This window comes from Devosia soli (assembly GCF_000970455.1).
GTDB classification, from domain to species: Bacteria; Pseudomonadota; Alphaproteobacteria; order Rhizobiales; family Devosiaceae; genus Devosia; species Devosia soli.
This window is the reverse complement of sequence record NZ_LAJG01000048.1, coordinates 354858-378020: the sequence shown is the minus strand read 5'-3', so window position 1 is coordinate 378020 and position 23163 is coordinate 354858. Positions and strand designations below refer to the sequence as shown.

At 61.2% G+C, this 23163-nt stretch carries 21 protein-coding genes and 1 pseudogene; 9 read left to right on the top strand and 13 right to left on the bottom strand.

The features are described from left to right. The coding region (locus VW35_RS20295) for a helicase HerA domain-containing protein (RefSeq protein ID WP_046144877.1) at nt 1–845 on the bottom strand (845 nt) is incomplete at its 3' end. Nucleotides 846–1118: 273 nt separating this feature from the next. Here VW35_RS20295 and VW35_RS20290 point away from each other — a divergent pair. From VW35_RS20290 to VW35_RS20280, 3 genes are all read left to right on the top strand, one after another. Then, on the top strand, nt 1119–1793 hold the full coding sequence (locus tag VW35_RS20290) for a GntR family transcriptional regulator (RefSeq protein ID WP_046144876.1): 675 nt from the start codon (nt 1119–1121) through the stop codon (nt 1791–1793). Between the two features lie 94 nt (nt 1794–1887). Then, complete coding sequence (locus VW35_RS20285; protein ID WP_046144875.1) at nt 1888–3588, top strand: ABC transporter ATP-binding protein; 1701 nt, start codon at nt 1888–1890, stop codon at nt 3586–3588. A 70-nt stretch (nt 3589–3658) separates the two neighbouring features. After that, nucleotides 3659–4633 carry an aldo/keto reductase gene (locus tag VW35_RS20280; protein WP_046144874.1) on the top strand — a complete coding sequence of 325 codons (975 nt, stop codon included), beginning with the start codon at nt 3659–3661 and terminating at the stop codon, nt 4631–4633. 155 nt (nt 4634–4788) lie between these two features. Here the strand turns inward: VW35_RS20280 and VW35_RS20275 are convergent, their stop codons facing one another. After that, complete coding sequence (locus tag VW35_RS20275; RefSeq protein WP_046144873.1) at nt 4789–5295, bottom strand: hypothetical protein; 507 nt, start codon at nt 5293–5295, stop codon at nt 4789–4791. Nucleotides 5296–5398: 103 nt separating this feature from the next. Here VW35_RS20275 and VW35_RS20270 point away from each other — a divergent pair, with 103 nt between their 5' ends. Further along, a complete protein-coding gene (locus VW35_RS20270; RefSeq protein ID WP_046144872.1) occupies nt 5399–8311 on the top strand; it encodes an insulinase family protein in 2913 nt (970 codons plus the stop codon). 195 nt (nt 8312–8506) lie between these two features. On the opposite strand, the gene VW35_RS20265 is transcribed toward VW35_RS20270, so the two are convergent. The 8 genes and pseudogenes from VW35_RS20265 to VW35_RS20235 form a co-directional block, all read right to left on the bottom strand. Then, nucleotides 8507–9910 (bottom strand): NAD(P)(+) transhydrogenase (Re/Si-specific) subunit beta, encoded by a 1404-nt coding sequence (locus tag VW35_RS20265; protein ID WP_046144945.1) that lies wholly within the window; start codon nt 9908–9910, stop codon nt 8507–8509. An 8-nt stretch (nt 9911–9918) separates the two neighbouring features. Further along, nucleotides 9919–10281 (bottom strand): proton-translocating transhydrogenase family protein, encoded by a 363-nt coding sequence (locus tag VW35_RS20260; protein ID WP_046144871.1) that lies wholly within the window; start codon nt 10279–10281, stop codon nt 9919–9921. A 375-nt stretch (nt 10282–10656) separates the two neighbouring features. Further along, nucleotides 10657–11886, bottom strand: a pseudogene (locus tag VW35_RS20255) (Re/Si-specific NAD(P)(+) transhydrogenase subunit alpha); the annotation flags it as partial. Nucleotides 11887–11944: 58 nt separating this feature from the next. After that, nucleotides 11945–12109: an aa3-type cytochrome c oxidase subunit IV gene (locus VW35_RS21170; protein ID WP_083983088.1), complete on the bottom strand. Its 165-nt coding sequence runs from the start codon at nt 12107–12109 to the stop codon at nt 11945–11947. Nucleotides 12110–12157: 48 nt separating this feature from the next. Beyond that, the gene (locus tag VW35_RS20250) at nt 12158–13960 is read right to left on the bottom strand and encodes a M3 family oligoendopeptidase (protein WP_046144870.1); all 1803 of its coding nucleotides are present in this window, start codon (nt 13958–13960) and stop codon (nt 12158–12160) included. Between the two features lie 67 nt (nt 13961–14027). Beyond that, nucleotides 14028–14786, bottom strand: coding sequence for a sulfite exporter TauE/SafE family protein (locus VW35_RS20245; RefSeq protein ID WP_046144869.1), 759 nt, complete (start codon nt 14784–14786; stop codon nt 14028–14030). 242 nt (nt 14787–15028) lie between these two features. Beyond that, the gene (locus VW35_RS20240) at nt 15029–15751 is read right to left on the bottom strand and encodes a DUF1013 domain-containing protein (protein ID WP_046144868.1); all 723 of its coding nucleotides are present in this window, start codon (nt 15749–15751) and stop codon (nt 15029–15031) included. 156 nt (nt 15752–15907) lie between these two features. Then, nucleotides 15908–16930 (bottom strand): NAD(P)H-quinone oxidoreductase, encoded by a 1023-nt coding sequence (locus VW35_RS20235; protein ID WP_046144867.1) that lies wholly within the window; start codon nt 16928–16930, stop codon nt 15908–15910. An 83-nt stretch (nt 16931–17013) separates the two neighbouring features. On the opposite strand from VW35_RS20235, the gene VW35_RS20230 reads away from it, so the two are divergent. The 4 genes from VW35_RS20230 (at nt 17014) to rcdA (ending at nt 18606) form a co-directional block, all read left to right on the top strand. After that, on the top strand, nt 17014–17196 hold the full coding sequence (locus VW35_RS20230; RefSeq protein ID WP_046144866.1) for a DUF1192 domain-containing protein: 183 nt from the start codon (nt 17014–17016) through the stop codon (nt 17194–17196). Between the two features lie 105 nt (nt 17197–17301). Further along, a complete protein-coding gene (locus tag VW35_RS20225; RefSeq protein WP_046144865.1) occupies nt 17302–17523 on the top strand; it encodes a hypothetical protein in 222 nt (73 codons plus the stop codon). Nucleotides 17524–17562: 39 nt separating this feature from the next. After that, nucleotides 17563–17775, top strand: coding sequence for a hypothetical protein (locus VW35_RS20220; RefSeq protein WP_046144864.1), 213 nt, complete (start codon nt 17563–17565; stop codon nt 17773–17775). Nucleotides 17776–18081: 306 nt separating this feature from the next. After that, on the top strand, nt 18082–18606 hold the full coding sequence (rcdA, locus tag VW35_RS20215) for a protease adaptor protein RcdA (protein WP_244465948.1): 525 nt from the start codon (nt 18082–18084) through the stop codon (nt 18604–18606). Between the two features lie 187 nt (nt 18607–18793). Here rcdA and rpmE read toward each other — a convergent pair whose 3' ends face one another. Further along, nucleotides 18794–19015, bottom strand: a complete 222-nt coding sequence (rpmE, locus tag VW35_RS20210; RefSeq protein ID WP_046144863.1) for a 50S ribosomal protein L31 — start codon at nt 19013–19015, stop codon at nt 18794–18796. Between the two features lie 210 nt (nt 19016–19225). On the opposite strand from rpmE, the gene VW35_RS20205 reads away from it, so the two are divergent. After that, entirely contained in the window at nt 19226–21043 is a 1818-nt protein-coding gene (locus tag VW35_RS20205) for an ABC transporter transmembrane domain-containing protein (protein ID WP_046144862.1), read from the top strand. A gap of 9 nt (nt 21044–21052) precedes the next feature. On the opposite strand, the gene VW35_RS20200 is transcribed toward VW35_RS20205, so the two are convergent. Together VW35_RS20200 and VW35_RS20195 are read right to left on the bottom strand one after the other, a co-directional pair. Continuing rightward, entirely contained in the window at nt 21053–22078 is a 1026-nt protein-coding gene (locus VW35_RS20200; protein WP_046144861.1) for a peptidoglycan -binding protein, read from the bottom strand. Between the two features lie 3 nt (nt 22079–22081). Further along, nucleotides 22082–23071 carry a flagellar motor protein MotA gene (locus VW35_RS20195; protein WP_046144860.1) on the bottom strand — a complete coding sequence of 330 codons (990 nt, stop codon included), beginning with the start codon at nt 23069–23071 and terminating at the stop codon, nt 22082–22084. Nucleotides 23072–23163 lie beyond the last annotated feature (92 nt).

Sequence of the window (23163 nt, the reverse complement as noted above, 5' to 3'; positions counted from 1 at the left end):
TTCATCGTGAAGATCAGGTCGGCGGCATCGACCGGGGCTTCAGGGAGCGGGGTGAGTTTCGGGCTTGTCGAGCGGGCCGAGGTTTCGACCGGACCGATGACGATGGGAAGCGGTCGGCGCGACACGGCGGGGCCCAGGGCGACGAAATGGCCGCGGGCGAGGTCCCGGAACTGTTCGGCCTGGCGGCGGTCCATGCCGAGAAGATCGGCGGCGCGGGCCATGTCGATATCGAGAAACGTACGGCCCATAAGGAAATTGCTGGCTTCGGCCGCAACGTTCTTGGCGAGCTTGGCAAGGCGCTGGGTGGCGATGACGCCGGCAAGGCCACGCTTGCGGCCGCGGCACATGAGGTTGGTCATGGCGCCGAGCGAGACTTTCCGCGCCTCGTCGGAGACTTCACCGGCGGCAGCCGGAGCGAAAAGCTGGGCTTCGTCGACGACGACAAGGACCGGATACCAAAAATCGCGATCGGCATCGAACATGCCGCCCAGAAAGGCAGCGGCGGCGCGCATCTGCTGCTCGGCATCGAGCCCTTCGAGATTGACGACCACCGAAACGCGATGCTGGCGGACGCGATTGGCAATGCGGGTCAATTCCGCTTCCGAGCGGGTGGCGTCGACAACGAGATGACCGAATTTATCGGCCAGGGTGACGAAATCACCCTCGGGGTCGATGACGCATTGCTGCACCCAGGGGGCGGACTGTTCGAGGAGGCGCCGGAGGAGGTGAGATTTACCGGAACCGGAATTGCCCTGGACCAGAAGACGGGTGGCCAGCAATTCTTCAAGGTCCATATGGGCCGTGCCGGAACCCCGGCTCTCGCCCATGTCGATCGCAACCTGCATCATAACTCCCACATACGCGAGCAGCGACTTTAGCATGGCCCGACCCCGATTCGGCATCGGCGGAGATCAATTCACAGCTTGCTGGTGGCTTGGTCTTTTTGCTTGGTTGCGGCCCATGCAAGTCGGCGAATTGACAAAGCGCGTGATTTGTCGACCTTGTATGGAAGCAAGGCATGCCCGGAAAAGCCCGAGAAAGCTGTGGACGCTGCGCGCGGGCTAGAGCCAATGGACCGGTTTCCGGACCATGGTCGAAAAAGAAGGGAATCAGCATCCATGGCCGCAGCGCTGGGCAGCATCAAGGAAACCATCGCCATGCGCGTCGTCGATGCGCTGCGCGACGACATCATCACCATGGGGCTCAAGCCCGGTGACGTGATTTCCGAAAGCGATATTGCAGGGCGGTACGGGGTGTCCCGTCAGCCGGTGCGCGAGGCCTTCATCCGGCTCGCGCAACAGGGCCTGTTGCTGATCCGGCCCAAGCGGGCGACGGTCGTTAAAAAGATTTCTCCCGATGGCGTCCGCCAGTCGCGCTTCATTCGTGAAAGCATCGAGGTCGAAATCATCCGCAGGGTGGCGAGCCAGCCGAGCGACGATGCCGCCGATGTCCTGGCAAGCCTGATTGCCGACCAGGAGGCTGCTTCTGCGGCCAATGACAGCCGGCGGTTTCATACGCTCGACGAACTGTTTCATCGCACGCTCGCCCGTCTCGCCGGCGTCGAATATGCCTGGCAGCTGATCGACGATCACAAGATGCAGCTTGATCGGGTGCGTTACCTGACGCTGGGCGTTTCCTCGACGCAGCGCGCCATCGCCGAACACAAGCAGATCGCCGAGGCAGTAGCCAAGGCCGATCCTGCCGCTGCCGAAAGGGCTATGCGCGCCCATCTTGCCCGGGCTGAACTGCTGCTCAATCAGACGATCGCGGATTTTCCGGACTATTTCGAATAAGGGGCGTTTCGTACCCCCCGGGATTTACGGGTTGACCCCAAAGTCGCCGGCCGTCACTTTCCGCGTCCCTTGAAATCCGGCGCGGGCGAGTTCGATGGCCAAGACCGAGTGGACGACGAGCTGGCCCGCATTGCGCGCCATTTTTCGCAGCTTCTGGAAAAAATCGCACTGGATGCTGATCGCCATAGGCGGGGTGACGCTTGTTTCGGCGCTGTTTTCCATCGCAACGCCCTATGTGTTTTCCCGGCTGATCGATGAGCTCGCCGATGGCACGATCGTCAGCGCGGTCTTTGCCGGTTTTGTCGGCTATGCGGCCATCCGCGGCTTTGAGATGCTATTCGGCCGGGCCACCAGCTATCTATCCTTTATGGTCTCGGAGAACCTCAAATTCATCGCGGCCACGGCGTTCTTCGCCAAACTGCTGCGTAAGCCGGGCACGTTCTTTATCGAGCACAATCCCGTCGCCATCCAGACCGCCCGCGCCCAAGGGGAATCCGCGGTGCAGTCGCTGGCGCAATTGGCGCTGATCGTCTTTGTGCCGGGCATAGCGCAGATCGGATTCTCCATCGCGCTCCTCGGTGCGATCATCAGCATCGAATTGATGGTGATCGTCGGCGTCTATGGCATTTGCTTTGTCGCCCTGACTTACTTTGCCAATCGTTGGACCAAGCCCCTACTCGATCAGGCCATCGAGGCGAACCAGGAGAACTCCCGTTTCGTGGGCAATGCCGTCAATGCCATGGAGACCATCCGCTACTTCAACGGCGACCGCTGGATCAGCGAGAAATTCGCCGAAAAGGCCGAGCTGGCGCGCTCATCCTGGGTGCGCTGGTCATGGCGGCATATCGCGCTTTCCGGCATCTTCGGCCTCGCGCTCGCCCTCCAGCTCGGCTTTACCTATTTCGTCATGCTGCCGCGCTTTGCAGCCGGAGAGATGAGCCTGGGCGATCTTGTGCTGATCAATCTGGTGCTTACCCAGCTCAACCGGCCTTTCGAAATGATCGGCAGCGCCATCGACGACATATTTCGGTCGATTTCGCGCTTCCAGCCATTTGCCGCTATGTGGGCCGAGCCTGACGATCGGGCGGGACATGGAAGCCAGATTCTTGACCCGGTCGCGGGCTCGATCACCTTTGACAACGTCGGCTTCCGCTATGGCGACCGACGGACGCTCAAGGCTGTGTCCTTCTCCGTGCCGGCCGGCGGCACCGCCTTTATCACCGGGCCAACGGGGGCGGGAAAAACTACGCTCTTCAGGCTGGCGCTCAAGTCGCTGGAGCCGACGGAGGGACGAATCCTCGTCGATGGCGTTGATCTTGAGGAGATCGACCGCGCAAGCTGGTATGACCTTGTGGGTGTCGTGCCACAGGATGTGATGCTGCTCAACGATACGCTCGCGACCAATATCGTTCTCGGCCGCCAGTATGATGCCCGGCGTCTGAGACATGCCGCGGAGCGGGCTTCGATCCTCTCGTTCATCGAAAACCAGCCGGACGGCTTTGAGACGACGGTAGGCGAACGCGGGCTCAAGCTGTCGGGCGGCGAACGGCAGCGCGTCTCGATTGCGCGTGCGCTCTATGGCGATCCAAAGGTGCTGTTTCTCGATGAAGCGAGTTCGGCGCTCGATGAGACGACCGAGGGCCAGATCATGGCGGAGCTGCGTGGGCTGGAAGATGTAACTATCCTCGCCATCACCCATCGCCGCAGCATCATTGCCCCTGGCGATCAGGTCATTGCGCTCGACTTTGCAGAGCACGTTGGGGAAGCGGCGTCTGAGCCGGCCAGCAGCCCTTGACCCGGCGGGCTGCAGCCGACAATGTCCCGACCCTATCGGCGGCGCCTGCCGCCCTACATCGGGTGACACAATGAAAACGCGGCGCTTGGGTAAGACAGGATACGAGGTCAGCGAGATCGGCCTCGGCTGCTGGCAACTGGGCGGCGATTTCGGCCCGGTGGGTGATGACGCGGCAAGCCAAATCCTTGATGCTGCCAATGCCGCGGGGATCAATTTCTGGGATACGGCGGACGTTTATGGCGGCGGGCTTTCGGAAAAGCGGATCGGCGCCCACGCCAAGGCGCCGGGAGTGCATGTCGCGACCAAGCTCGGGCGCGCCGGGTCGCTGTTTCCGAACAAATACTCGAAGGATCGCGTACGCGAGAGCATGATTGGGTCGGCGCAGCGGCTCGGCGTATCGAGCCTCGATCTTGCTCAGCTGCATTGCGTGCCGACCAGCGTGCTGCAGGACGGCGAGATTTTTGCCTGGATGGAAGAGTTTAAGGCTGAAGGGCTGGTGCGCCATTGGGGCGCCAGCGTCGAGACGATCGAGGAAGGCCTGATCTGTCTCGAGCAGCCAGGCTGCGCGACGCTGCAGATCATCTTCAATCTCTTCCGCCAGGATGCGGCCGAAAAGCTACTGCCGATGGCGGCGGAAAAGGACGTCGGCGTCATCGTCCGCCTGCCGCTGGCCAGCGGGCTCTTGAGCGGCAAATTCGACAAGAACACCACGTTCGATGCCACCGATCACCGCAGCTATAACCGCGATGGCGAAGCCTTTTCGGTGGGCGAGACTTTTTCGGGCATCAAGTTCGAGCGCGGGATCGAGCTGGTTCAGGAATTGAAGGGCCTTGCGCCCGAAGGCGTGCCGATGAGCCAGTTTGCTCTGCGCTGGATCCTCGATCACCCGCAAGTCTCGACCATCATCGCCGGGGTTTCGAAGCCGGCGCAGATTGCCGACAATGTCGCGGCGTCCGAGCGCAAGAGCCTTTTCCCGGCACTGATGAACCAGCTCGGCGAATGGTACGAAAAGACCGTGAAGCCGGAGATCCGCGGCGGGGTTTGATCTCCGTCCGTTCGGGCGTGGATCGCGCCGGGGTCCGCCGTCATTGCCGGGCTTGTCCCGGCAATCCATCTTGCTGTCGCATGACCACCGGGACAAGCCCGGTGGTGGAGAGCGTTGGGAATTTTTGAGCCGTTTCAACTCTACGGCAGGACGCCCTACTCACAGCTTTTCGGCAAAATCGCCTCCAATTCGCCACTTGCCGGTTTCAGCTCGCCGCTTTCGATGTGGATGGGCTGGTAGGGCGGAGCGTCCTGCACGGTGGGTTGGGCGAGGCGCAATGTGTAGCAGCCGGTGAATTGGGTGTGTTTGCCGGCGCCGTCTACCGCATCGATGGCGACGGGGAGCTTGTAATAGGTGCTGCCTGCCGCGCCTTCTTCGGTTTCCTCGCCGGTGAGCAGGGTGACGAATTCGGTGTTGGCATAGCCCTTCTTGAAGGTTTCGTAATCGGCCTTGGCTGCTTCGTCCTCCGCCGAGGCGACGGTGTTGGACGCATAGTAGGACCAGGCGCGGAGATATTCCTTGCGGTCGATGGCGTTGTAGAGCGACTGGATCAAGGCGGTCGCGCTGGAGCGGTCGTCTTGATAGGCGGGACTTTCCTGCGCCATGGCCGCTGTCATGGATATTCCAGTGAGGGCCAAGGCCAGAGTTGCAAAAGCTTTCATCGCGCATCCTCCAAAGATGTCTCACGGCCTTGCGACCGGGGTAGCGAAACAGCCAACGGCTAACTAGGTTATGCGGCAACAACAAGAAATTGAGAGTTCTCTCATGGCTTCCTCCCATCCCGCTTTCGAACTGGTGCGCGACGAAAAAGTCGCCGAGATCAATTCGCAGGCGCAACTGTTTCGGCACAAGAAGACCGGTGCGGAGGTGCTCAGCCTCGTCAATGAGGACGAGAACAAGGTCTTTGGCATTACCTTCAAGACGCCGCCTGAGGATTCGACCGGGATCGCGCATATCCTTGAGCATTCGGTGCTCTGCGGCAGCCGCAAATATCCAGTGAAGAAGCCTTTCGTAGAGCTGTTGAAGGGGTCGATGCACACCTTCCTCAACGCCATGACCTTTCCGGACAAGACCGCCTATCCGGTGGCGAGCGCCAACCTCAAGGATTTTTACAATCTCGTCGATGTCTATCTCGACGCAGTGTTCTTTCCGCTTCTGACCGAAGACACCTTCGAGCAGGAGGGCTGGCACTACGAGCTGGAAAACGCCGAAGCGCCGCTCGTTTACAAGGGTGTTGTGTTCAATGAAATGAAGGGCGTTTTCTCTTCGCCCGACTCGGTGATGCACGACCAGACGCAGCGGGCGCTTTATCCCGATACGACCTATGGCAAATCCTCGGGCGGCGACCCCAAGGATATTCCGGCGCTGACTTATGAGCAGTTCAAGCGCTTCCACCAAAAATTCTATCACCCCTCCAATGCCCGCGTGGTGTTTGCCGGCGACGATGCGCCGGAAAAGCGGCTTGCCATTCTCGACGAGGTGTTTAGCCAGTTCGAGGCTGCGCCAGTCGATGCCGAGGTCAAGCTGCAGCCGCGCTGGAATGCGCCGCGGCAGGTGAGCGGCACCTATGCCGGTACGGTGGATCCGGAAAAGCGCCGCGATGGCATGGTCAGCGTCAATTGGATGCTTGACCCGCCGGAAGGGCGCGCAGAAACACTAAGCCATGGTATTTTGAGCTATTTGCTGGCTGGGAATTCGGCGGCGCCGCTACGCAAGAAGCTGACGGAAAGCGGGATTGGCGAGAGCATGCTCGGCGGCGGGATCTCCACCTGGCTCAGGCAGCCCATGGCCGGGTTCGGGCTCAAGGGGATCGATCCGGCGGATGCGGAGAAGGTCGAAAAGCTCGTGCTCGACACCTTAGCGGAACTGGCCGAAACCGGCTTTTCCGAAGAGCAGCGGGAAGCCGCGCTCAATACGTTCGAGTTTCACCTGCGCGAACAGAACACCGGCGGCCAGCCGCGCGGCATGAACTATATGTTCACCGCGCTCGGCGCTTGGCTGCATGGTGGCGATCCTTTGGCGCCGCTCACCTTTGAGGCTGCGCTCGAGGATTTGAAGCAAAAGGCCGGGCAGGGGCATTTCGAGCGCGAAATCCGCCGGCTGTTCCTCGATAATCCGCATCGCGTGACTTCGAAAATCGAAGCTGATCCGGAACAGGGGGCGCGTGAAGCCAAGGCCGAGGAAGACAAGCTTGCCGCAGTGCGCGCCCGGATGGACGATGCGGCAATCAAGGCGACGGAAGAGCGGACCGCACGGCTCAGGGCCTTGCAGGAAGAGGTCGACCGACCGGAAGATCTGGCAAAGATACCGACGCTGACGCTAGGCGATCTCGACCGCGACATCCGCACTGTGCCAACCGACGAGAGCGATTTGGCGGGGGCGCGGCTCCTGCACCACGATCTGCCGACGCTTGGGATTCTTTATCTCGATCTTGGCTTTGATCTAAAGGTTCTGAGTGCGGATCTGCTGCCTTACCTGCCACTTTTTGGACGGGCGCTGCTGCAGACCGGCACGAGCAAGGAAGACTTCGTCAGCCTGACCCAGCGGATCGGGCGGACAACGGGCGGGATTTCGCAGCACCGGAGCCTTGCAACAAAGCTCGATGACAGCGGCACGGCCGCCTGGTTCTTCCTTTCGGGCAAATCGGTGCCCGCCAAATTCGGCGAAATGCTCGAGATCATGAGCGATGTGCTGCTCGATGCGCGCCTCGACAATCGCGAGCGCATCCGCCAGATGGCGCTCGAGGAAAAGGCGGGTTTCGAAGCCCGTATGATCCCGGCCGGCAATTCCATCGTCGATACGCGCCTCAAGGCCGGGCTGACGGAAGCGAGCTGGGTCGCCGAGCAATCGGGCGGGGTCAGCTATCTCCAGTTCCTGCGCGATCTCGTCAAGCGGATCGATACGGATTGGTCAAGCGTCGAGGCCCGCTTCCGGCAAATCCGCAATACGCTGTTTAACCGCAGCCGCATGGTGGTCAATCTGACGGCGGATGGAAGCTTGCTGGCTGATGCAAAGTCATCGCTCGGGAGTTTCGTTTCCGGCCTGCCACAGCGCGACGCCACCGAACAGGATTGGGGCTTTGCGGTTGCGCCGAAATCCGAGGGCCTCGTTATCCCGGCGCAGGTCAACTATGTCGGCAAGGGGGCAAACCTCAAGGCTCTCGGATACAACGCATCGGCGGCTTCGGCGGTGGTGCTGCGCTTCCTCAACACCACCTATCTATGGGACAAAGTGCGCGTACAGGGCGGGGCTTATGGTGGATCGAGCCGGTTCGATCTTTCCTCGGGCAACTTTGCTTTCCTTTCCTATCGCGACCCGAATCTTCTCAAGACACTCGATGTCTATGACGGGGCGGCCAAGGCGCTGCGGGCGGGGATAGGCGAGAGCGATCTGACGCGCTCGATCATCGGTGTGATCGGCGACGCGGATCGGCCCGAATTCGTCGATGCCAAGGGGTATTCGGCGATGTGGCGGATTTTGACCGGGACCACCGACGATATCCGCCAGCAAAGGCGCAATGAGATCCTTGGCGCGAGCAATGCCGATTTCCTGGCATTGGCGGAAGCGATCGAGGCCATTCGCGACAAGGGCCACGTGGTGGTGTTGGGCGGGGAGGCGGCGATCAAGGCTGCCAACGATCAGCGGCCGGGGCTGATGGAAATCAGCAAGGTGATGTAGCCAAAGGCTCTGAAGAAGAAATCCCCTATACGCGGGGATGCCGTCATGGGTGTAGTCACACTCGTCATTGCCGGGCTTGTCCCGGCAATCCATCTTGCCGAGGTATGGACCACCGGGACAAGCCCGGTGGTGACGGTGGGGCAGGGCTCGACCGGTTGACGTCGATCGCCACCTGCCTTTCTCCCTCGCAGACGCCTAGTGCCCCAGGCTCTTGACGATATCTTCCGTGACCTTCTTGGCGTCGCCGAACAGCATCATGGTGTTGTCGCGGAAGAAGAGTTCATTCTGTACGCCGGCGTAACCAGCGGCCATGCCGCGCTTGATGAAGAGTACGGTGCCGGCGTCTTCGACGTTGAGAACAGGCATGCCGTAGATCGGTGAAGTCTTGTCGGTCTTGGCGGCAGGATTGGTCACGTCGTTGGCGCCGATGACGAAGGCGACGTCGCTCTGGGCGAATTCGGAGTTGATGTCCTCGAGTTCGAAGACTTCGTCATAGGGGACGTTGGCTTCGGCGAGGAGCACGTTCATGTGGCCGGGCATACGACCGGCAACGGGATGAATGGCGTATTTTACTTCCACGCCGGCGGCCTTGAGCAGGTCCGCCATTTCGCGCAGGGCATGCTGGGCCTGGGCTACGGCCATGCCATAGCCGGGGACGATGATGACCTTGCCGGCATTCTTCATGAGGAAAGCGGCGTCCTCGGCGGCACCTTGCTTGACCGGGCGATCGTCTTCACCAGCAGCACCGGCAGAAGCGGTGTCGCCGCCAAAGCCGCCGAGGATGACGGAGATAAAACTCCGGTTCATCGCCTTGCACATGATGTAGGAAAGGATGGCGCCTGAGGAACCGACCAGGGCGCCAGTGATGATGAGGGCGGTATTGCCCAATGTAAAACCAATGCCGGCGGCGGCCCAGCCGGAGTAGGAATTGAGCATCGAGACGACGACGGGCATGTCGGCGCCGCCAATCGGGATGATCATCAGCCCGCCAAGGACGAGAGCGAGAAGGGTGATCAGCCAGAAGAGCCAAGGTTCGGCTGTGACCGTGAAGGCCCAGACGAGCGCGATGAGCACGACGCCGATGACGATGTGGATCAGGTGTCGAGCTGGCAGGATGATCGGCTTGCCCGACATATTGCCGTTGAGCTTGGCAAAGGCGATGACCGAGCCGGTAAAGGTAAAGGCGCCGATGGCGACGCCGATCGACATTTCGATGAGCGCCTGGGCGTGGATGGCGCCGGGTACGCCGATGCCGAAGGCCTCGGGCGCATAAAGCGCTGCGGCGGCCACGAACACGGCGGCAAAGCCGACGAGCGAATGGAAAGCGGCGACAAGCTGGGGCATGTCGGTCATCTTCACTTCGCGCGCGATATAGGCGCCAATACCGCCACCAAGGCCGAGGCCACCTATGATCAGCAACCAGCTTACCCAATCGCTTGGCGCCGCGACAAGCAGCGTGGTGACAACGGCAATGCCCATGCCGATCATGCCGTAGAGATTGCCTTGGCGGGCGGAAGAGGGGCTCGAGAGGCCGCGCAGCGCCAGGATGAAGAGCACGCCGGAAACAAGATAGAATAACGCGGCGATATTGGCGTCGATCATGACCGTCAGCCCTTCCGCTTGTACATGGCGAGCATGCGCTGGGTCACGAGGAAGCCCCCGAAGATGTTGACCGAGGCAAAGACCAAGGCGATGAAGCCGAAGAGCCTTGAAACCCAGCTGGCGTCATTGGCCAGCTGGACGCCGACGGCGAGGAGGGCGCCAACGACGATCACCGAGGAGATGGCGTTGGTCACACTCATCAGCGGCGTATGGAGCGCAGGGGTGACGCTCCATACGACGAAATAACCCACGAAGATGGCGAGAACGAAGATCGCCAGACGGAAGATGAAGGGGTCGATCGCCCCGCCGATGGCGCCGTGAACGACCGCCGTGGCGGTATCGGCGACCGTATTTGCCGTTGCTTCCATTTAAAGGTTCCCCTCCGGCTTGGCTTTTTTTGTTCTGGTCGGCGGCGCTTCCACCTGACCAGCCGCGGTCGTTGGTTTGCTTGTTCGCGCTCGCGCCGGCTTGGACGCTTCGATTGGCGCATCACCCCCTGCGGTCGCGACTGATTTTGCCGCGTTCCGGGCAGCCGGCTTCTTGGCGGCCGCGGCCGCGTCGATCACGGCGGCGACCTTTTTGGCGCGGGCGCGCTTTGCGAGCGAGGGCGCCGGTTCGGCGCCGGCGGGAATGGATTGTTCGACGCCCGGCGCGGCCTTCTTAGGGGTGTCCGCCATGGCGGCGACTTCCGTCTTCCTCGCCGCCGGCTTCTTGGCCGTGGTGCTTGTCGCAGGCTTTCCGGCCGCTCCAGTTTTGGCTGGGGCCCCTTGTGCCGTCGATGTGGTAGCGGGCGTCGCGGGCGCATCTTTGGGAAGGGCGAGGGGGGCATTGGCGGGCTGGGCCGTCGCACTGAAATTGGGATGGACGATTGCGCCATCGCGCGTCAGGACGGTCGCCTTGACCAGCTCGTCATCCCAATTGATGGCGAGGCGCTTTTCCTTCTTGTCGATTAGCGTTTCGACAAAAGCGAGGAGGTTGCGGGCATAGAGTTGACTGGCCGTTGTCGGGATGCGGCCCTGGAGATTGGTGTAGCCGACGATGGTGACGCCGTTGTGCTCGATGATCTTATCCGGTTGGGTCAACTCGACATTGCCGCCGCGTTCGGCGGCGAGATCAACGATGACGCTGCCCGGCGCCATGGATTCCACCATTTGGCGGGTGATGAGACGCGGGGCAGGGCGGCCAGGGATCAGGGCGGTGGTGATGACGATGTCCTGCTTGGCGATATGCTGAGCAGTAAGCTCGGCCTGCTTGGCCTGGTATTCGGCGCTCATCTGCTTGGCATAGCCGCCAGCGGTTTCAGCCTGCTTGAACTCTTCGTCCTCGACGGCTATGAACTTGCCGCCAAGCGATTCAACCTGTTCCTTGGCAGCGGGGCGCACGTCGGTGGCCGAAACGACGGCGCCGAGGCGGCGCGCCGTGGCGATGGCCTGGAGGCCGGCGACGCCCGCGCCCATGACGAATGCTTTCGCCGGCCGCACGGTGCCGGCGGCAGTCATCATCATCGGCAGCGCGCGCTCGAATTGTGCCGCGGCTTCGATGACCGCCTGGTAGCCGGCGAGGTTGGCCTGAGAGGAGAGAATATCCATCACTTGCGCGCGGGTGATGCGCGGCATGAATTCCATGGAGATGGCGCTGACGCCGGCAGCGGCGAGCGCGGCGATGTCGGCTTCATTGCCATAGGGATCGAGTGCGCCGATGACGAGCGCGCCGGGATTTGTTCCGGCAAGGCTCGCGGCGAGGGGGCGGCGGACACCGAGCACGATGTCGGCGCCGGAAACGGCCGCGGCACGGCTCGGCGCAATGGTCGCGCCGGCTTCGATATATCTGTCATCGCCAATGCGGGAGCCGATGCCGGCGCCCGCTTCGATGCTGACGTTCGCGCCAAGCCCGATGAGCTTGCCGACGGTTTCGGGCGTGGCGGCGACACGGTGTTCGCCGCCTGCGGTTTCCCGCAGAACCGCAATCTTCATGAGCACTCTCCTACCCGCCTGCCGGCGGGCAGGCAGCTCTTGGCCTGCTTTTGGTGATTTATGGCTGAACGACGAAGTAGAGGATGATCAGCAGCACCGCGACCGACAGTACCGACCACTTCACCCCCGAGATGAAGCCATTATAGGTCTTTTCGTGCTCGGCGTAATCCATCGGCGATTCAAGGATCGGCTCGGAATGGTGGGCGGGGTGCTGGGATGCCATATCGTCCTCAAAAAAATGCAGTCGTCTCGTTTTCGTCGCGCCTGCCGATCAGGGCGAGGTCGCCTCAAGTTCGTCGATCAGTCCCTCGATCATCGAAAGGCCCAATGACCAGAAGTTGGGGTCCTTGGCATCAAGCCCGAATGGCGCCAGCAGTTCGGAATGATGCTTGCTTCCCCCAGCCTTGAGGAGCTCGAAATATCGCTCCGCAAAGCCCTCACTGGACTTCTCATACTGTGCGTAGAGCGAGTTCACAAGGCAGTCACCGAAGGCATAGGCATAGACATAGAAAGGCGAGTGGATGAAGTGCGGAATATAGGTCCAGAAGATCTCGTAGCCTTCGTTCTGAACAATACCGTCACCCAATGAAGCCTTCTGCACCTCACGCCAGATCTGGTTGATTTCTTCGAGCCGCAGTTCCCCCTGGCGGCGGGCAGTGTGGACCTTGCGCTCAAAGGAATAAAAGGCGATCTGGCGCACAACGGTATTGAGCATGTCTTCGACCTTGGAAGACAGGAGCGCGAAGCGCTGCTTGGGGTCCGTCGTCTTGTCGAGGAGCGATCGGAAGGTCAGCATTTCGCCAAAGACCGAGGCGGTTTCTGCCAGCGTCAGCGGGGTATTGGCAAGGATGGGGCCCTGCGCGGCGGCGAGACGCTGATGCACGCCATGGCCAAGCTCATGGGCGAGCGTCATGATATCGCGCGTCCGGCCCAGATAATTCAGCATCAGATAGGGATGGGCGCTTGGCACGGTTGGGTGCGCGAAAGCGCCGGACAGCTTGCCGTTGCCGGTGGGGGCGTCGATCCAGCCGGAATTGAAGAAGGGTTTTGCGACTTCAGCGAGGTCGGGGGAGAAGCGGCCATAGGCGTCGAGGACGGTGGTGACGGCCGTGTCCCAATCCCAGACGCGTTCGTCGCTCGTCGGCAGCGGCGCGTTGCGATCCCAGGCATTGAGCTTGTCCTTGCCGAACCACTTGGCCTTCATCTTGTAGTAGCGGTGCGAAAGACGCGGATAGGCATCTTCGACGGCCTTTTGCAGCGCATCGACGACTTCGCGTTCGACGGAATTAGCCATGTGGCGGCTGTCGGCAATATCCTGATAGCCGCGCCAGCGGTCGGAGATTTCCTTGTCCTTGGCGAGCACATTGGTGATGTGGGCAAAGAGCCGGCCATTGGCCTTGAAAGTCTTGGCGAGGGCCTTGAAGGCGCTTTCGCGCTTGTTCTCGTCCTTCTCGGAGAGCAGGTGCAAGGTCGATTCAAGGTTCAGCGTTTCGCCATCGACCTCGAATTCAAGCGCCGACATGGTTTCATCAAATAGCCGGTTCCATGCCGAAAAGGCGGTGACGGACTTGTCGTGGAAGAGTTCTTCGAGCTTGTCGTCCAGCTGGTATGGCTTGGCCTTCCGCAGCTCGGCAAACCAGGTCTTGTAGCGGCCGAGTTCGGGATCGCGCGCGAGGGCAGCGTCGAGCTCGGCGTCATCGATGCGGTTGAGTTCGAGTTCGAAGAAGAGGACGCGGGTCGAGAGCGTCGTCAGCGCTTCGTTGATGTCGCCCATGAATTTGGCGCGGTCGGGATCGGTCGAGCGTTGCGCATATTGGAGGAACGAGAAGGAACCGATGCGGCCGGTGAGGTCGCCCAGCGTTTCGCTGTCCTTGATCGCCTTGATGAGGCCGCCCGATTTGGTGAGGTCGGCAAGCTTGCCCTTGTAGTCGCTCTCGAACTTGGTGGCGAGCGCCTTGGCCTCTTCGAGCGCGGCCTTGAATTCAGGGCTGTCCTTGCCGGGGTAGAGGCCGTCGAGATCCCAGACGGGCAGGTTGCCGAACTGGTTGTGGCCTTTTTGTGCGGCAGCGCTCATCAACGCGACTCCTCTAAAGCTAATCGGGGCGGACCTTAGCCAGCCCGGGCGTCGCTGTGAAGCCAGATCACCCTGCCATGAGCTTGCTGGCGCCATCCCAGATCAGCTGCAGCGCCAGAAGGAAAACCAGCCAATAGGCGATCCGATAAAAGAGCTTCATCGAAATGCGGCGGACGAGATAGATGCCGAGAAAAACCCCGGCGACGCCGACCGGCGCCAACGCGGCCGACAGCGTCAGGTTATGCACGTTGAGCTGGCCGAGGAAGAAATAGGGGATCAGCTTGGCTGTGTTGACGATGGCGAAGAACACCGAGGTGGTGCCGGCATAGATGGCGGGCGGGAGTTTTCGCGGCAGCACGTAAATCTGGAAGGGCGGGCCGCCGGTATGGGAGATGAAGCTCGTAAAGCCGGCGACGGCGCCCCAAAAAGTGCCCCAGGGTTTTGAAGGCGGTAGGCCTTCGAGCTTCTTGCGGATTGGAAAGACCGCATCGATGACGAAGATCAGCGTGACGATGCCGACCATGAGGAGGACGACCGCATCGCTGACCATGGCCCAGAGCGCCCAGCCCAAGAGCGTGCCGACGGCCGCGCCGGGCAGCATGATCTTGAGGAGAGAGCGGTCGAATTCCTTGCGATACATCCAGACCGCGACAGCATCCATGCAGAGGAGCACCGGCAGCATCATGCCTGCGGCGTCGCGCGCTGGCATGACGAGGGCAAGGAGCGGCACGCCGACGACTCCGAGGCCGCCAAGGAGCCCTGCCTTGGACAGGCCGACGATCAGCACCGCAAGAACGGCGACGGCAACGAAGACGGGATCAATCATGGAGGCGGCGAATCCGGCAGGAAGGTCGGATAGATGCACTCTCCAATGGTTGCTTTGTCAACGGGGGGCACCAATCTGCGCTCTCAGCCGGAACACAGCCATATCATCCATCGTCATTGCCGGGCTTGTCCCGGCAATGACGATGGAATGAAGAGCGGGGCCAGCGTTTGAGACTTCATTGGCCCCAAACAAAAATCCCCGCTACGAGAGCGGGGATTTTCAAACTCAGAAACCCGACACGATCACTCGTCGGCGTTGGACTTGAGCGACTTGAGCTTGGAAAAGACCGAGTCGGCGTCGAGGTCTTCGTGGCTCTGGTTGCGGCGACCCTCGCCGTCTTCTTCCTGGCTGCCGTACTCTTCCTGGCGCGCATTCGCGCGGGCAAGGGCTTCTTCGGCGGTGAGGAGGGTGGTGCCTTCGGCGATTTCGTTGGGAATGCCGGCATCCTTCGACGCGCGCTTGACTTCGAGGTCGAGCTCGATCTGGCTGCAAAGGCCCAGGGTCACGGGGTCCATGGCGGTCAGGTTGGCCGAATTCCAGTGGGTGTTTTCGCGGACCGATTCAATGGTCGACTTGGTGGTGCCGACAAGACGCATGATCTGCGCGTCCTTGAGTTCGGGATGGTTGCGCACCAGCCACTTGATGGCATTGGGGCGCTCGTTGCGGCGCGAGATCGGGGTATAGCGTGGGCCCTTGCGCTTGACGGCGGCGACGCGGACCTTGGGATCGGAGAGCTTCAGGCGATAATTGGGATCGGCCTCGCCCTTTTCGATCTCTTCCTTGGTCAACTGGCCGTTCTGGATCGGATTGACGCCCATGATGCCGGAGGCGACATCACCATCGGCAATACCTTGCACTTCAAGCGGATGCAGGGTGCAGAAAGCCGCGATCTGGTCGAAGGACAAGGCGGTGTTGTCCACGAGCCAAACGGCAGTTGCCTTGGGCATGAGTAGGGGCTGGGACATGATAAAACTCTCCTGCTGGCGCGGCCGGTTTTCCTCCGGACCGCTCCGCCTCGTGGCCAAAAGCTGAGGGGGAACTGCGCTCAATATAGAGTTGAGACCGCATTTCTGCAACGCTTAAGTCAGGCGATAAGAGTTTATTAGTGCAAATTCTTTGGGCTATTCAGCCGCTCCGAAGCGTGTTTGCAAGACAAGCTTGCCGATATGGCTGCGCCCTTCCATGGCCCGATGCGCTTCGGCCGCAGCTTCCAGCGGAAAGACCGCAATCTCGGGCTTTATCCAATCGGGCGACTGCAAGGCGGGGAGAAGATCGTGGGCAATGCGCGCCGCGATGTCTGCCTTGGTAGCGCTGGTCTGTGGGCGCAGAGTAGAGCCTGAAAGGGTGAGGTTTTTGGCCATGATCTGGCGGAGCGGCACCGGCGCAGTGCCGCCATCGAGGGTGGCGATGAGAACGATATGGCCGAAGCGCGCCGAGGCTTCGACATTGACCGCCGCCATCTCGCCGCCGATAAGATCGACGATCCGATCGACACCCTTGCCTCCGGTCAGGGCCAGAACTTCGGTTGCGATATCGGCGCTGCGATCGACCGTGGCAAAGGCGCCGAGCTTTTTGGCATAGGCGGCTTTTTCCCGGCTCGAGACGACCCCGATGGCTTTTGCGCCCAAGATGCCTGCAATCTGGATGGCGGCGCCGCCTATGCCGCCGCTGGCGCCATGAACAAGCACACTCATACCGGGTTCGACACCGGCACGCATGACGAGGGTCTGGGTGATCGTGAACCAGGTTTCAGGCAGGGCTGCGGCTTCTGTGAAGCGCCAGCCTACGGGCATGGGCAGGACTTGGCCTTCCGGCACGGCGACATATTCGGCATATCCGCCGCCATTGGTGAGCGCCATGACGCGGGCGCCGATGGCATGCTTTGCGGCGTTTTCGCCTTGAGCGACCACAATGCCGGCAACTTCGAGCCCGGGAAGGGGCGAGGCGCCGGGCGGCGGATCATATTGTCCGCGCCGTTGCGCAAGGTCCGGGCCATTGACGCCCGCGGCGCCGACGCGGATCAGCACCTCGCCTGCCTTTGGCAGCGGAAGCGGATAATCGACAGGCAGCAGTCCATCGGGACCACCTGGGGTGGCGATGGTTACGGCCCGCATGGTGGCGGGAAGGTCGTTGGGTGAGGTCATGGCCCATGCTGACGCAAAGCGGGCTTGTCCGGCAAGAGCAGGCAGATCATCTTAAGACAAAATAACTCTTGTGGAGACGATCCATGGACGACGAAGACCGCAAGGCGGCCAAGAGCCACGAAGTGGGCATGGTACTCGACACGCTTTCGGTTTCGGAACTTGAGCAGCGGATTGCCCTGCTTGAAGCCGAAATCGTGCGCCTGCGCGCCGCCATCGATGCCCGCGGCAACACCCGGCGGGCCGCCGAGGCGGCGTTCAAATTCTGATCGATGCAAGACGCTGAAAATGCCGCGGATTAAGGTTAAGGCGGGGTAAAGGTTCTGGTTGGCTGACCGTTGGCGTAGCGTTGGCCCAATCTTAACGGTGACTTAATGAGCTGGAACCTTTTGGCCCTCGTTCTCCTTATTGGCGCGACCGGCATTTGCGTCATCACCTGGACGCTGCGCCTGGCCGGGGCCGAAGACGGCTCCCCGATCAGGATGCCCCAGCCGGCCGATCCGCTCGATCGTGTCTGGCACGAACAGCCGGTTCAAACTTTTGTTTTGCAGGTTCAGGTGGCCCGCTATTGGCAGCCACCGTTCCGTCGCCGCTGACAAGGCGTTGCGACGAAGACGTGGGAGAGGACTTAAGTGATGAAGTCGCGTGTGGATGTAATTCTCGAAGGCGTCAAACCAGTCGAACTCGAATATCTCAAGGCGCTCGACGCCGGGCGATCGCCCGCCGAGCAGTCGTTTCTCCGGCCGCTCGAAGACAAGGGCTGGGTGGAAACCGTCGGCGGTACGCCGCTGATCACGCTGACCGGCCGCACTTTGCTCGATGGCGCTGGCAGTCACGCCTTTCGGTAACTCCGGCTATAACGGGCAAGGTTAAGAAATCGAGTCTCGTTAACTCGCAATTAAGAGGTTGCAGTTAAGGTGTCATTATTCAGATTCTTCTGGATTTTGCAGAGCGGTTCTCCCTCTGTTTGACGCCTCCCTGTTAACTTCGAGAGCCGTGGTTCACGGCTCTTTTTCTTTTTGGGGTGCGGATTTGATATCTGCCGGTAAACGACTTCTTTAGGTTAGTCGGACCGGGCGGGTGACGCCTAAAGGGTTTTCCCTTAGCATGGCGCGGTTGGGCGGCACTGCCCTCGGATCAGCACAGGATGGATCGTGGCGGACACGAGCGAAACGAGTAATCCAGCCATTTCCCTCGGGCCGCGCATCGCGGCATCGGGTGGCTTTGATCAACTCTATCGCGAGGGCATGGGCCTTATCGAAGCTGTCGCCTCCTATCTCGACCAGGATGGGCGCGAGGAAAGCCGGCTCTTGCCGCGCGAGGCCTCGTTTCTTTACGCCACCGAATCCATGCGCCTGACGACGCGGCTGATGCAGATTGCCTCGTGGCTCCTGCTGCAGCGGGCCGTCAACGAAGGCGAAATCACCCGCGAAAATGCGCGCTCCGAGAAGGAGAAGGTGCAGTTTTCCGCAACGCCCTCCGAGCGCGGTGGGCCAGGCTATGATCGCTTGCCGCTACGACTGCGCGATTTCATCGACCAGGGCGATCGCCTGTTCGATCGCGTGACCCAGCTCGATCAGCTCGAGCGCGGCAAAATGCCGGACGTACCATCGGGCAAGGTCAACGGCATCGCAGACCAGTTTTCACGGCTGCAGGCGGCGTTCAAGCGCGCGGAGTAATCCCGCAGCGTCAGATTTCCTTAGCGCGATACCCTTGGGATGAACCCTAGGGATTTGCATTCTTGTGGCATTCGCAAAGTTCAGACGCCTTGGCTCAATCCCGAGGGCGGCAGCTGGTGGTCAGCCTTGTCACCAAAACAAAAAACCCGGCGCGAGGCCGGGCTTTTCGAATTGTTTGCGGAACCGCTTAGAGGCCAAGGCCCTTGAAACGTTCCTTGAAGCGCGAAACGCGGCCGCCGCGGTCCATCAGCTGGCCCGTGCCGCCGGTCCAGGCGGGATGGGTCTTGGGGTCGATGTCGAGGTTCAGCGTGTCGCCTTCCTTGCCCCAGGTCGAGCGGGTCTGGTAGGTGGTGCCGTCGGTCATGACCACGTTGATGGTGTGGTAGTCGGGGTGGATATCGGACTTCATCGCATACGCCTCAAATCAAACGGGCGCCGAGGCGCCCGGAGAGCTGGAAACTGGTGTTGGGCGGCTTCTTACAGAAACCAGTCCGGTTAGGCAAGGGTAGGGGAGCGGCAATTTTACCCTGTCCCCGCCTGTTGCCCCTGCGAGGGGAGGGGCCTATATCCAACCCGCCGCCGTGCGCGGCCTTCGCGTAACCGGATACGGCAGACCAGCATGACCGACGAAGCCGTACCGGCAGAGAGCAATTCCGACAAGATCGTTTCCGCTGCCAAGTTGCAGCCGAAGCGCCTGCAGCCTTTGCGCCGCCTCTTGCCGTTCATGCTTGCCTATCCCGTCAGACTCGCGCTGACTGTGCTGTTTCTCCTGATTTCAGCCATTACCTCGCTTGCCATCCCAGCCATGCTTGGCGGGGTGATCGACCAAGGCTTTATCGAGCAGAACCTCGATAAGGTCAGCCAATATGGGCTTTTGATCATCGCCATTGCTGCAGTGATGGCAGCTGCGAGCGGCTCGCGGTTCTATTTCATCTCGGTGATCGGCGAGCGGGTCATCGCGGATTTGCGCCAGGCGGTGTTCACTCATCTCCTGCGCCTTGATGCACGATATTTCGATACCAATCGCGTCGGCGAACTGACGAGCCGGCTCAATGGCGACGTCGCCATCATCCGCGGCGCGGTGGGCTCGAGTTTTTCACTGGCTTTGCGCTCGTTGGTGACGATCGTCGGCGCTTTGACGATGATGATCCTGACAAGCCCGGTCTTGACCCTGGCCGTCGTTATCGCGGCGCCAGCCATTCTCATTCCGGTGGTCGCCTATTCGCGCCGCCTCCGCGGCATGTCGCGACGCACACAAGACGCCCTGGCCGACCTATCGGCCATGGCAACCGAAATGCTGGGCGCGACACGGACGGTTAAATCCTTTACCCAGGAAAACGTCCAGTCGGGGCTATACCAGTCGCGCAGCGAGGACAGCTATCGCGCCGAGGTCAAGCGCCTTGCCGCACGCGCAGTGCTGGTCGGAATCGTCATTTTCCTTGGGACCTGCGCTTTGGTCGGCATGGTCTGGTGGGGCGCGCGCTCGGTCTTCGAGGGGTCTGTCACTGCGGGGCAGCTGGCGCAGTTCATGGTCTATGCGCTGATGGCTTCAGGCGCCCTCACCAATGTCTCGGAAGTCCTCGGCACGTTGCAGTCCGTCGCCGGGTCAACCGAGCGCCTGACCGAAATCCTCGACACCGAAGCAGCGATCGAAGACCCCAAGTCGCCCAAGCCGTTGCCGGTGCCCTCGCTTGGTACCGTCGAGTTCGACCGGGTTTCCTTCGCCTACGATCCTTCGGCCACAACGCCTATTCTCAACGATGTCAGCTTTTCTGTCGCCAAGGGCGAGACGGTGGCCCTGGTCGGTCCGTCGGGATCGGGCAAGTCGACGACGCTGTCGCTGCTGCAACGATTTTACGATGTCAGCGAAGGCGCTATCCGCGTAGACGGGGTCGACCTCCGCGATGTGCGCCTCGCCGAGCTTCGCCAGCGCTTTGCCTATGTCGAACAGGAGCCGACGATCTTTGCCGGCACGATCGCCGAGAATATCCGTTTCGGCAAACCCGATGCCAGCGATGCCGAGGTCGAGGCCGCGGCGCGCGCGGCGCTGGTACACGATTTCGTCGTCGATCTGCCGCTCGGCTACGACACCGTCGTGGGCGAACGTGGAGTCATGTTGTCCGGCGGCCAGAAGCAGCGTCTCGCCATTGCGCGCGCAATTCTGAAAAATGCGCCGATCTTGCTGCTTGATGAGGCAACGTCAGCGCTCGACGCGCAAAGCGAGCGACTGGTGCAGATGGCGCTGGAGCATCTGATGGAGGGCAGGACGACGCTGGTGATTGCCCACCGTCTGGCAACAATCCGCGACGCCAACAAGATTCTGGTGCTCGATGCTGGCGAGATCATCGACCAGGGGACGCACGAAGAACTTGTCGCCAAGGGCGGGCGCTATGCCGAACTCGCCAAGCTGCAGTTCCGGACCGACGAGACCATTTGAGACGGCCTGTCAGCCTTCGGTAAGCTTGAACTCGATGCGACGGTTTCGGCGATAGGCTTCTTCGGTATCGGCCGGATCGAGCGGGGCGAATTCACCAAAACCGGCGGCCACGAGACGGGCGGGCGGCACGCCTTTGCTGACGAGATATTGCGCCACCGAGATCGCGCGCGCCGCAGAGAGCTCCCAGTTGGACGGGAAGCGGGCATTGGAAATCGGGCGGCTGTCGGTGTGGCCGTCGATACGCATCACCCAATTGATGTCTGACGGGATTTCGCTTTCGAGCTGCAGGATGGCCGAGGCAAGGGCGTCGAGCTGGGGCGACGCCGCTGAATTGAGATCGGCCTGGCCGGGCTCGAACAGCACTTCGGACTGGAAGACGAAACGGTCGCCGACGACGCGCACATCGGCGCGGCCTTCGAGAATCTGGCGGAGACGGCCGAAGAAGTCGGAGCGATAGCGCGAAAGATCCTGCACCCGCTGCGCCAGTGCCAGATTGAGGCGACGTCCGAGATCGGCGATCTGGGTGCGCGAGTCGGCGTCGCGTGTTTCGGAGGCTTCGAGGGCCGCTTCCAGGGCACCGATCTGCGAGCGAAGGGCGGCAAGCTGCTGGTTGAGCAGCGCAACCTGGGCGTTGGCTTCATCGGAGAGTTTTTCGGCGTCGATCAGATCTTCCTGGAGACCGGCGATGGTCTGGTCGCGGTCACCGATCCCGGCGCCAATGCCGCTCAATTGTGAATTGAGGCTCTGATTTTCAGCTTCGGCTGTCGCGAGCGTCGCTGTCAGCGTCGCCAATTGGCTTGTCAGATCGTCGGAATTGGCGCGTTCGAGCTGCAGCAGCTCGGTCAATTCGGCGATCTGGCTGTTGAGGCGAGACAGCGCAGTGTCGCGGCCCTGGATTTCCTGGCCCAGGAAAAACTGCGTGAGCATGAAGAGGCTCAAAAGGAAGATGATGACGAGCAGCAAGCTCGACAGGGCGTCGACAAAGCCCGGCCAATAATTGGCCTCTACCCTGCGGCGCGAGCGGCTCGATGCCATCGTCTAGTTCCGGCGCTCGGAATTGTTGTCTTCGTTGAGCATGGCCTCGATGAGGCTCCTCAGCTTGCGATTGGTCTCGCCCTGCTCGGTGATATAGGCGCGCAGGTCTTCCTGTTCGGTGCGGATATGCTTGACGAGCCCGTCGATGCCGCGCGCCAGTTCGGCCATGGCGCGGATGGCGTTTTGCGAGGAATTCTGGTTCTGCATGCTGTTGCCGAGCTTGTCGAACATGGCCTGCATATCCGGACCTGCGGCATTGGCCTGCATGGCGCTGACCGGATGATCGAGCTCGGTCATCGAGGTCATCCAGTCCTCTAGGTCGGTATAGAAGGCGTTTTGCGCCTGGCTGGTCTGGAGGTCGAGAAATCCCAGCACGAGCGAGCCCGCGAGGCCGAACAGGGAGGAGGAGAAGGCCGTGCCCATGCCGCCGAGGGGGGCAGCGAGGCCTTCCTTGAGGTTCGAGAAGAGGGACGCGGAATCGGCCGAAGTCACATCCAGCGCATTGATGACGCCAGCGACCGAGGTGACGGTTTCGAGAAGGCCGTAGAAGGTGCCCATGAGGCCGAGAAAGACCAGAAGGCCGGTGAGGTAGCGCGACGTATCCTTGGCTTCGTCGAGGCGATTGCCGACCGAATCGAGGATCGAGCTCATGGAGGCAGGGGTGATCACCGCCTCGCCGATGCGCTCGCGCAAAATGCCGGCCACAGGCGCGAGCAGAACCGGCGGACGCACCTGGGTCGAGTTGCCATCCTGTAGCGAATTCACCCACTTCACCTCTGGAAACAGGCGGAAAATCTGGCGGAAGCTGAGGAAGATACCGATGAAGAGTGCGAAGAAGATCATCGAATTGATGAACGGATTCGCCCAGAAGAAGATCAGGATCTGGCTGAAAAGTATGGCAGCGACCAGCGCGACCAGCACCAGAAAAATGACGATCTTGACGAGATAAACGGCAGGACTAGCGAGGTGGTAGGGATCGTAACCTTGAGACATCGTGCCTTGACCCTCGCCGCGCACACCAAATCAACCGCTCCGAGACTAGAGGCGGCGGATTGGCGTGACAATGGAAAAGGTTAACGCTGGCG

Bases quoted from the DNA above. Each gene is read 5' to 3' on its own strand.
- VW35_RS20290 (WP_046144876.1), top strand. From the start codon at position 1,119: ATGGCCGCAGCGCTGGGCAGCATCAAGGAAACCATCGCCATGCGCGTC.
- VW35_RS20285 (WP_046144875.1), top strand. From the start codon at position 1,888: ATGGCCAAGACCGAGTGGACGACGAGCTGGCCCGCATTGCGCGCCATT.
- VW35_RS20280 (WP_046144874.1), top strand. From the start codon at position 3,659: ATGAAAACGCGGCGCTTGGGTAAGACAGGATACGAGGTCAGCGAGATC.
- VW35_RS20275 (WP_046144873.1), bottom strand. From the start codon at position 5,295: ATGAAAGCTTTTGCAACTCTGGCCTTGGCCCTCACTGGAATATCCATG.
- VW35_RS20270 (WP_046144872.1), top strand. From the start codon at position 5,399: ATGGCTTCCTCCCATCCCGCTTTCGAACTGGTGCGCGACGAAAAAGTC.
- VW35_RS20260 (WP_046144871.1), bottom strand. From the start codon at position 10,281: ATGGAAGCAACGGCAAATACGGTCGCCGATACCGCCACGGCGGTCGTT.
- VW35_RS21170 (WP_083983088.1), bottom strand. From the start codon at position 12,109: ATGGCATCCCAGCACCCCGCCCACCATTCCGAGCCGATCCTTGAATCG.
- VW35_RS20250 (WP_046144870.1), bottom strand. From the start codon at position 13,960: ATGAGCGCTGCCGCACAAAAAGGCCACAACCAGTTCGGCAACCTGCCC.
- VW35_RS20245 (WP_046144869.1), bottom strand. From the start codon at position 14,786: ATGATTGATCCCGTCTTCGTTGCCGTCGCCGTTCTTGCGGTGCTGATC.
- VW35_RS20240 (WP_046144868.1), bottom strand. From the start codon at position 15,751: ATGTCCCAGCCCCTACTCATGCCCAAGGCAACTGCCGTTTGGCTCGTG.
- VW35_RS20235 (WP_046144867.1), bottom strand. From the start codon at position 16,930: ATGACCTCACCCAACGACCTTCCCGCCACCATGCGGGCCGTAACCATC.
- VW35_RS20230 (WP_046144866.1), top strand. From the start codon at position 17,014: ATGGACGACGAAGACCGCAAGGCGGCCAAGAGCCACGAAGTGGGCATG.
- VW35_RS20225 (WP_046144865.1), top strand. From the start codon at position 17,302: ATGAGCTGGAACCTTTTGGCCCTCGTTCTCCTTATTGGCGCGACCGGC.
- VW35_RS20220 (WP_046144864.1), top strand. From the start codon at position 17,563: ATGAAGTCGCGTGTGGATGTAATTCTCGAAGGCGTCAAACCAGTCGAA.
- rpmE (WP_046144863.1), bottom strand. From the start codon at position 19,015: ATGAAGTCCGATATCCACCCCGACTACCACACCATCAACGTGGTCATG.
- VW35_RS20205 (WP_046144862.1), top strand. From the start codon at position 19,226: ATGACCGACGAAGCCGTACCGGCAGAGAGCAATTCCGACAAGATCGTT.
- VW35_RS20200 (WP_046144861.1), bottom strand. From the start codon at position 22,078: ATGGCATCGAGCCGCTCGCGCCGCAGGGTAGAGGCCAATTATTGGCCG.
- VW35_RS20195 (WP_046144860.1), bottom strand. From the start codon at position 23,071: ATGTCTCAAGGTTACGATCCCTACCACCTCGCTAGTCCTGCCGTTTAT.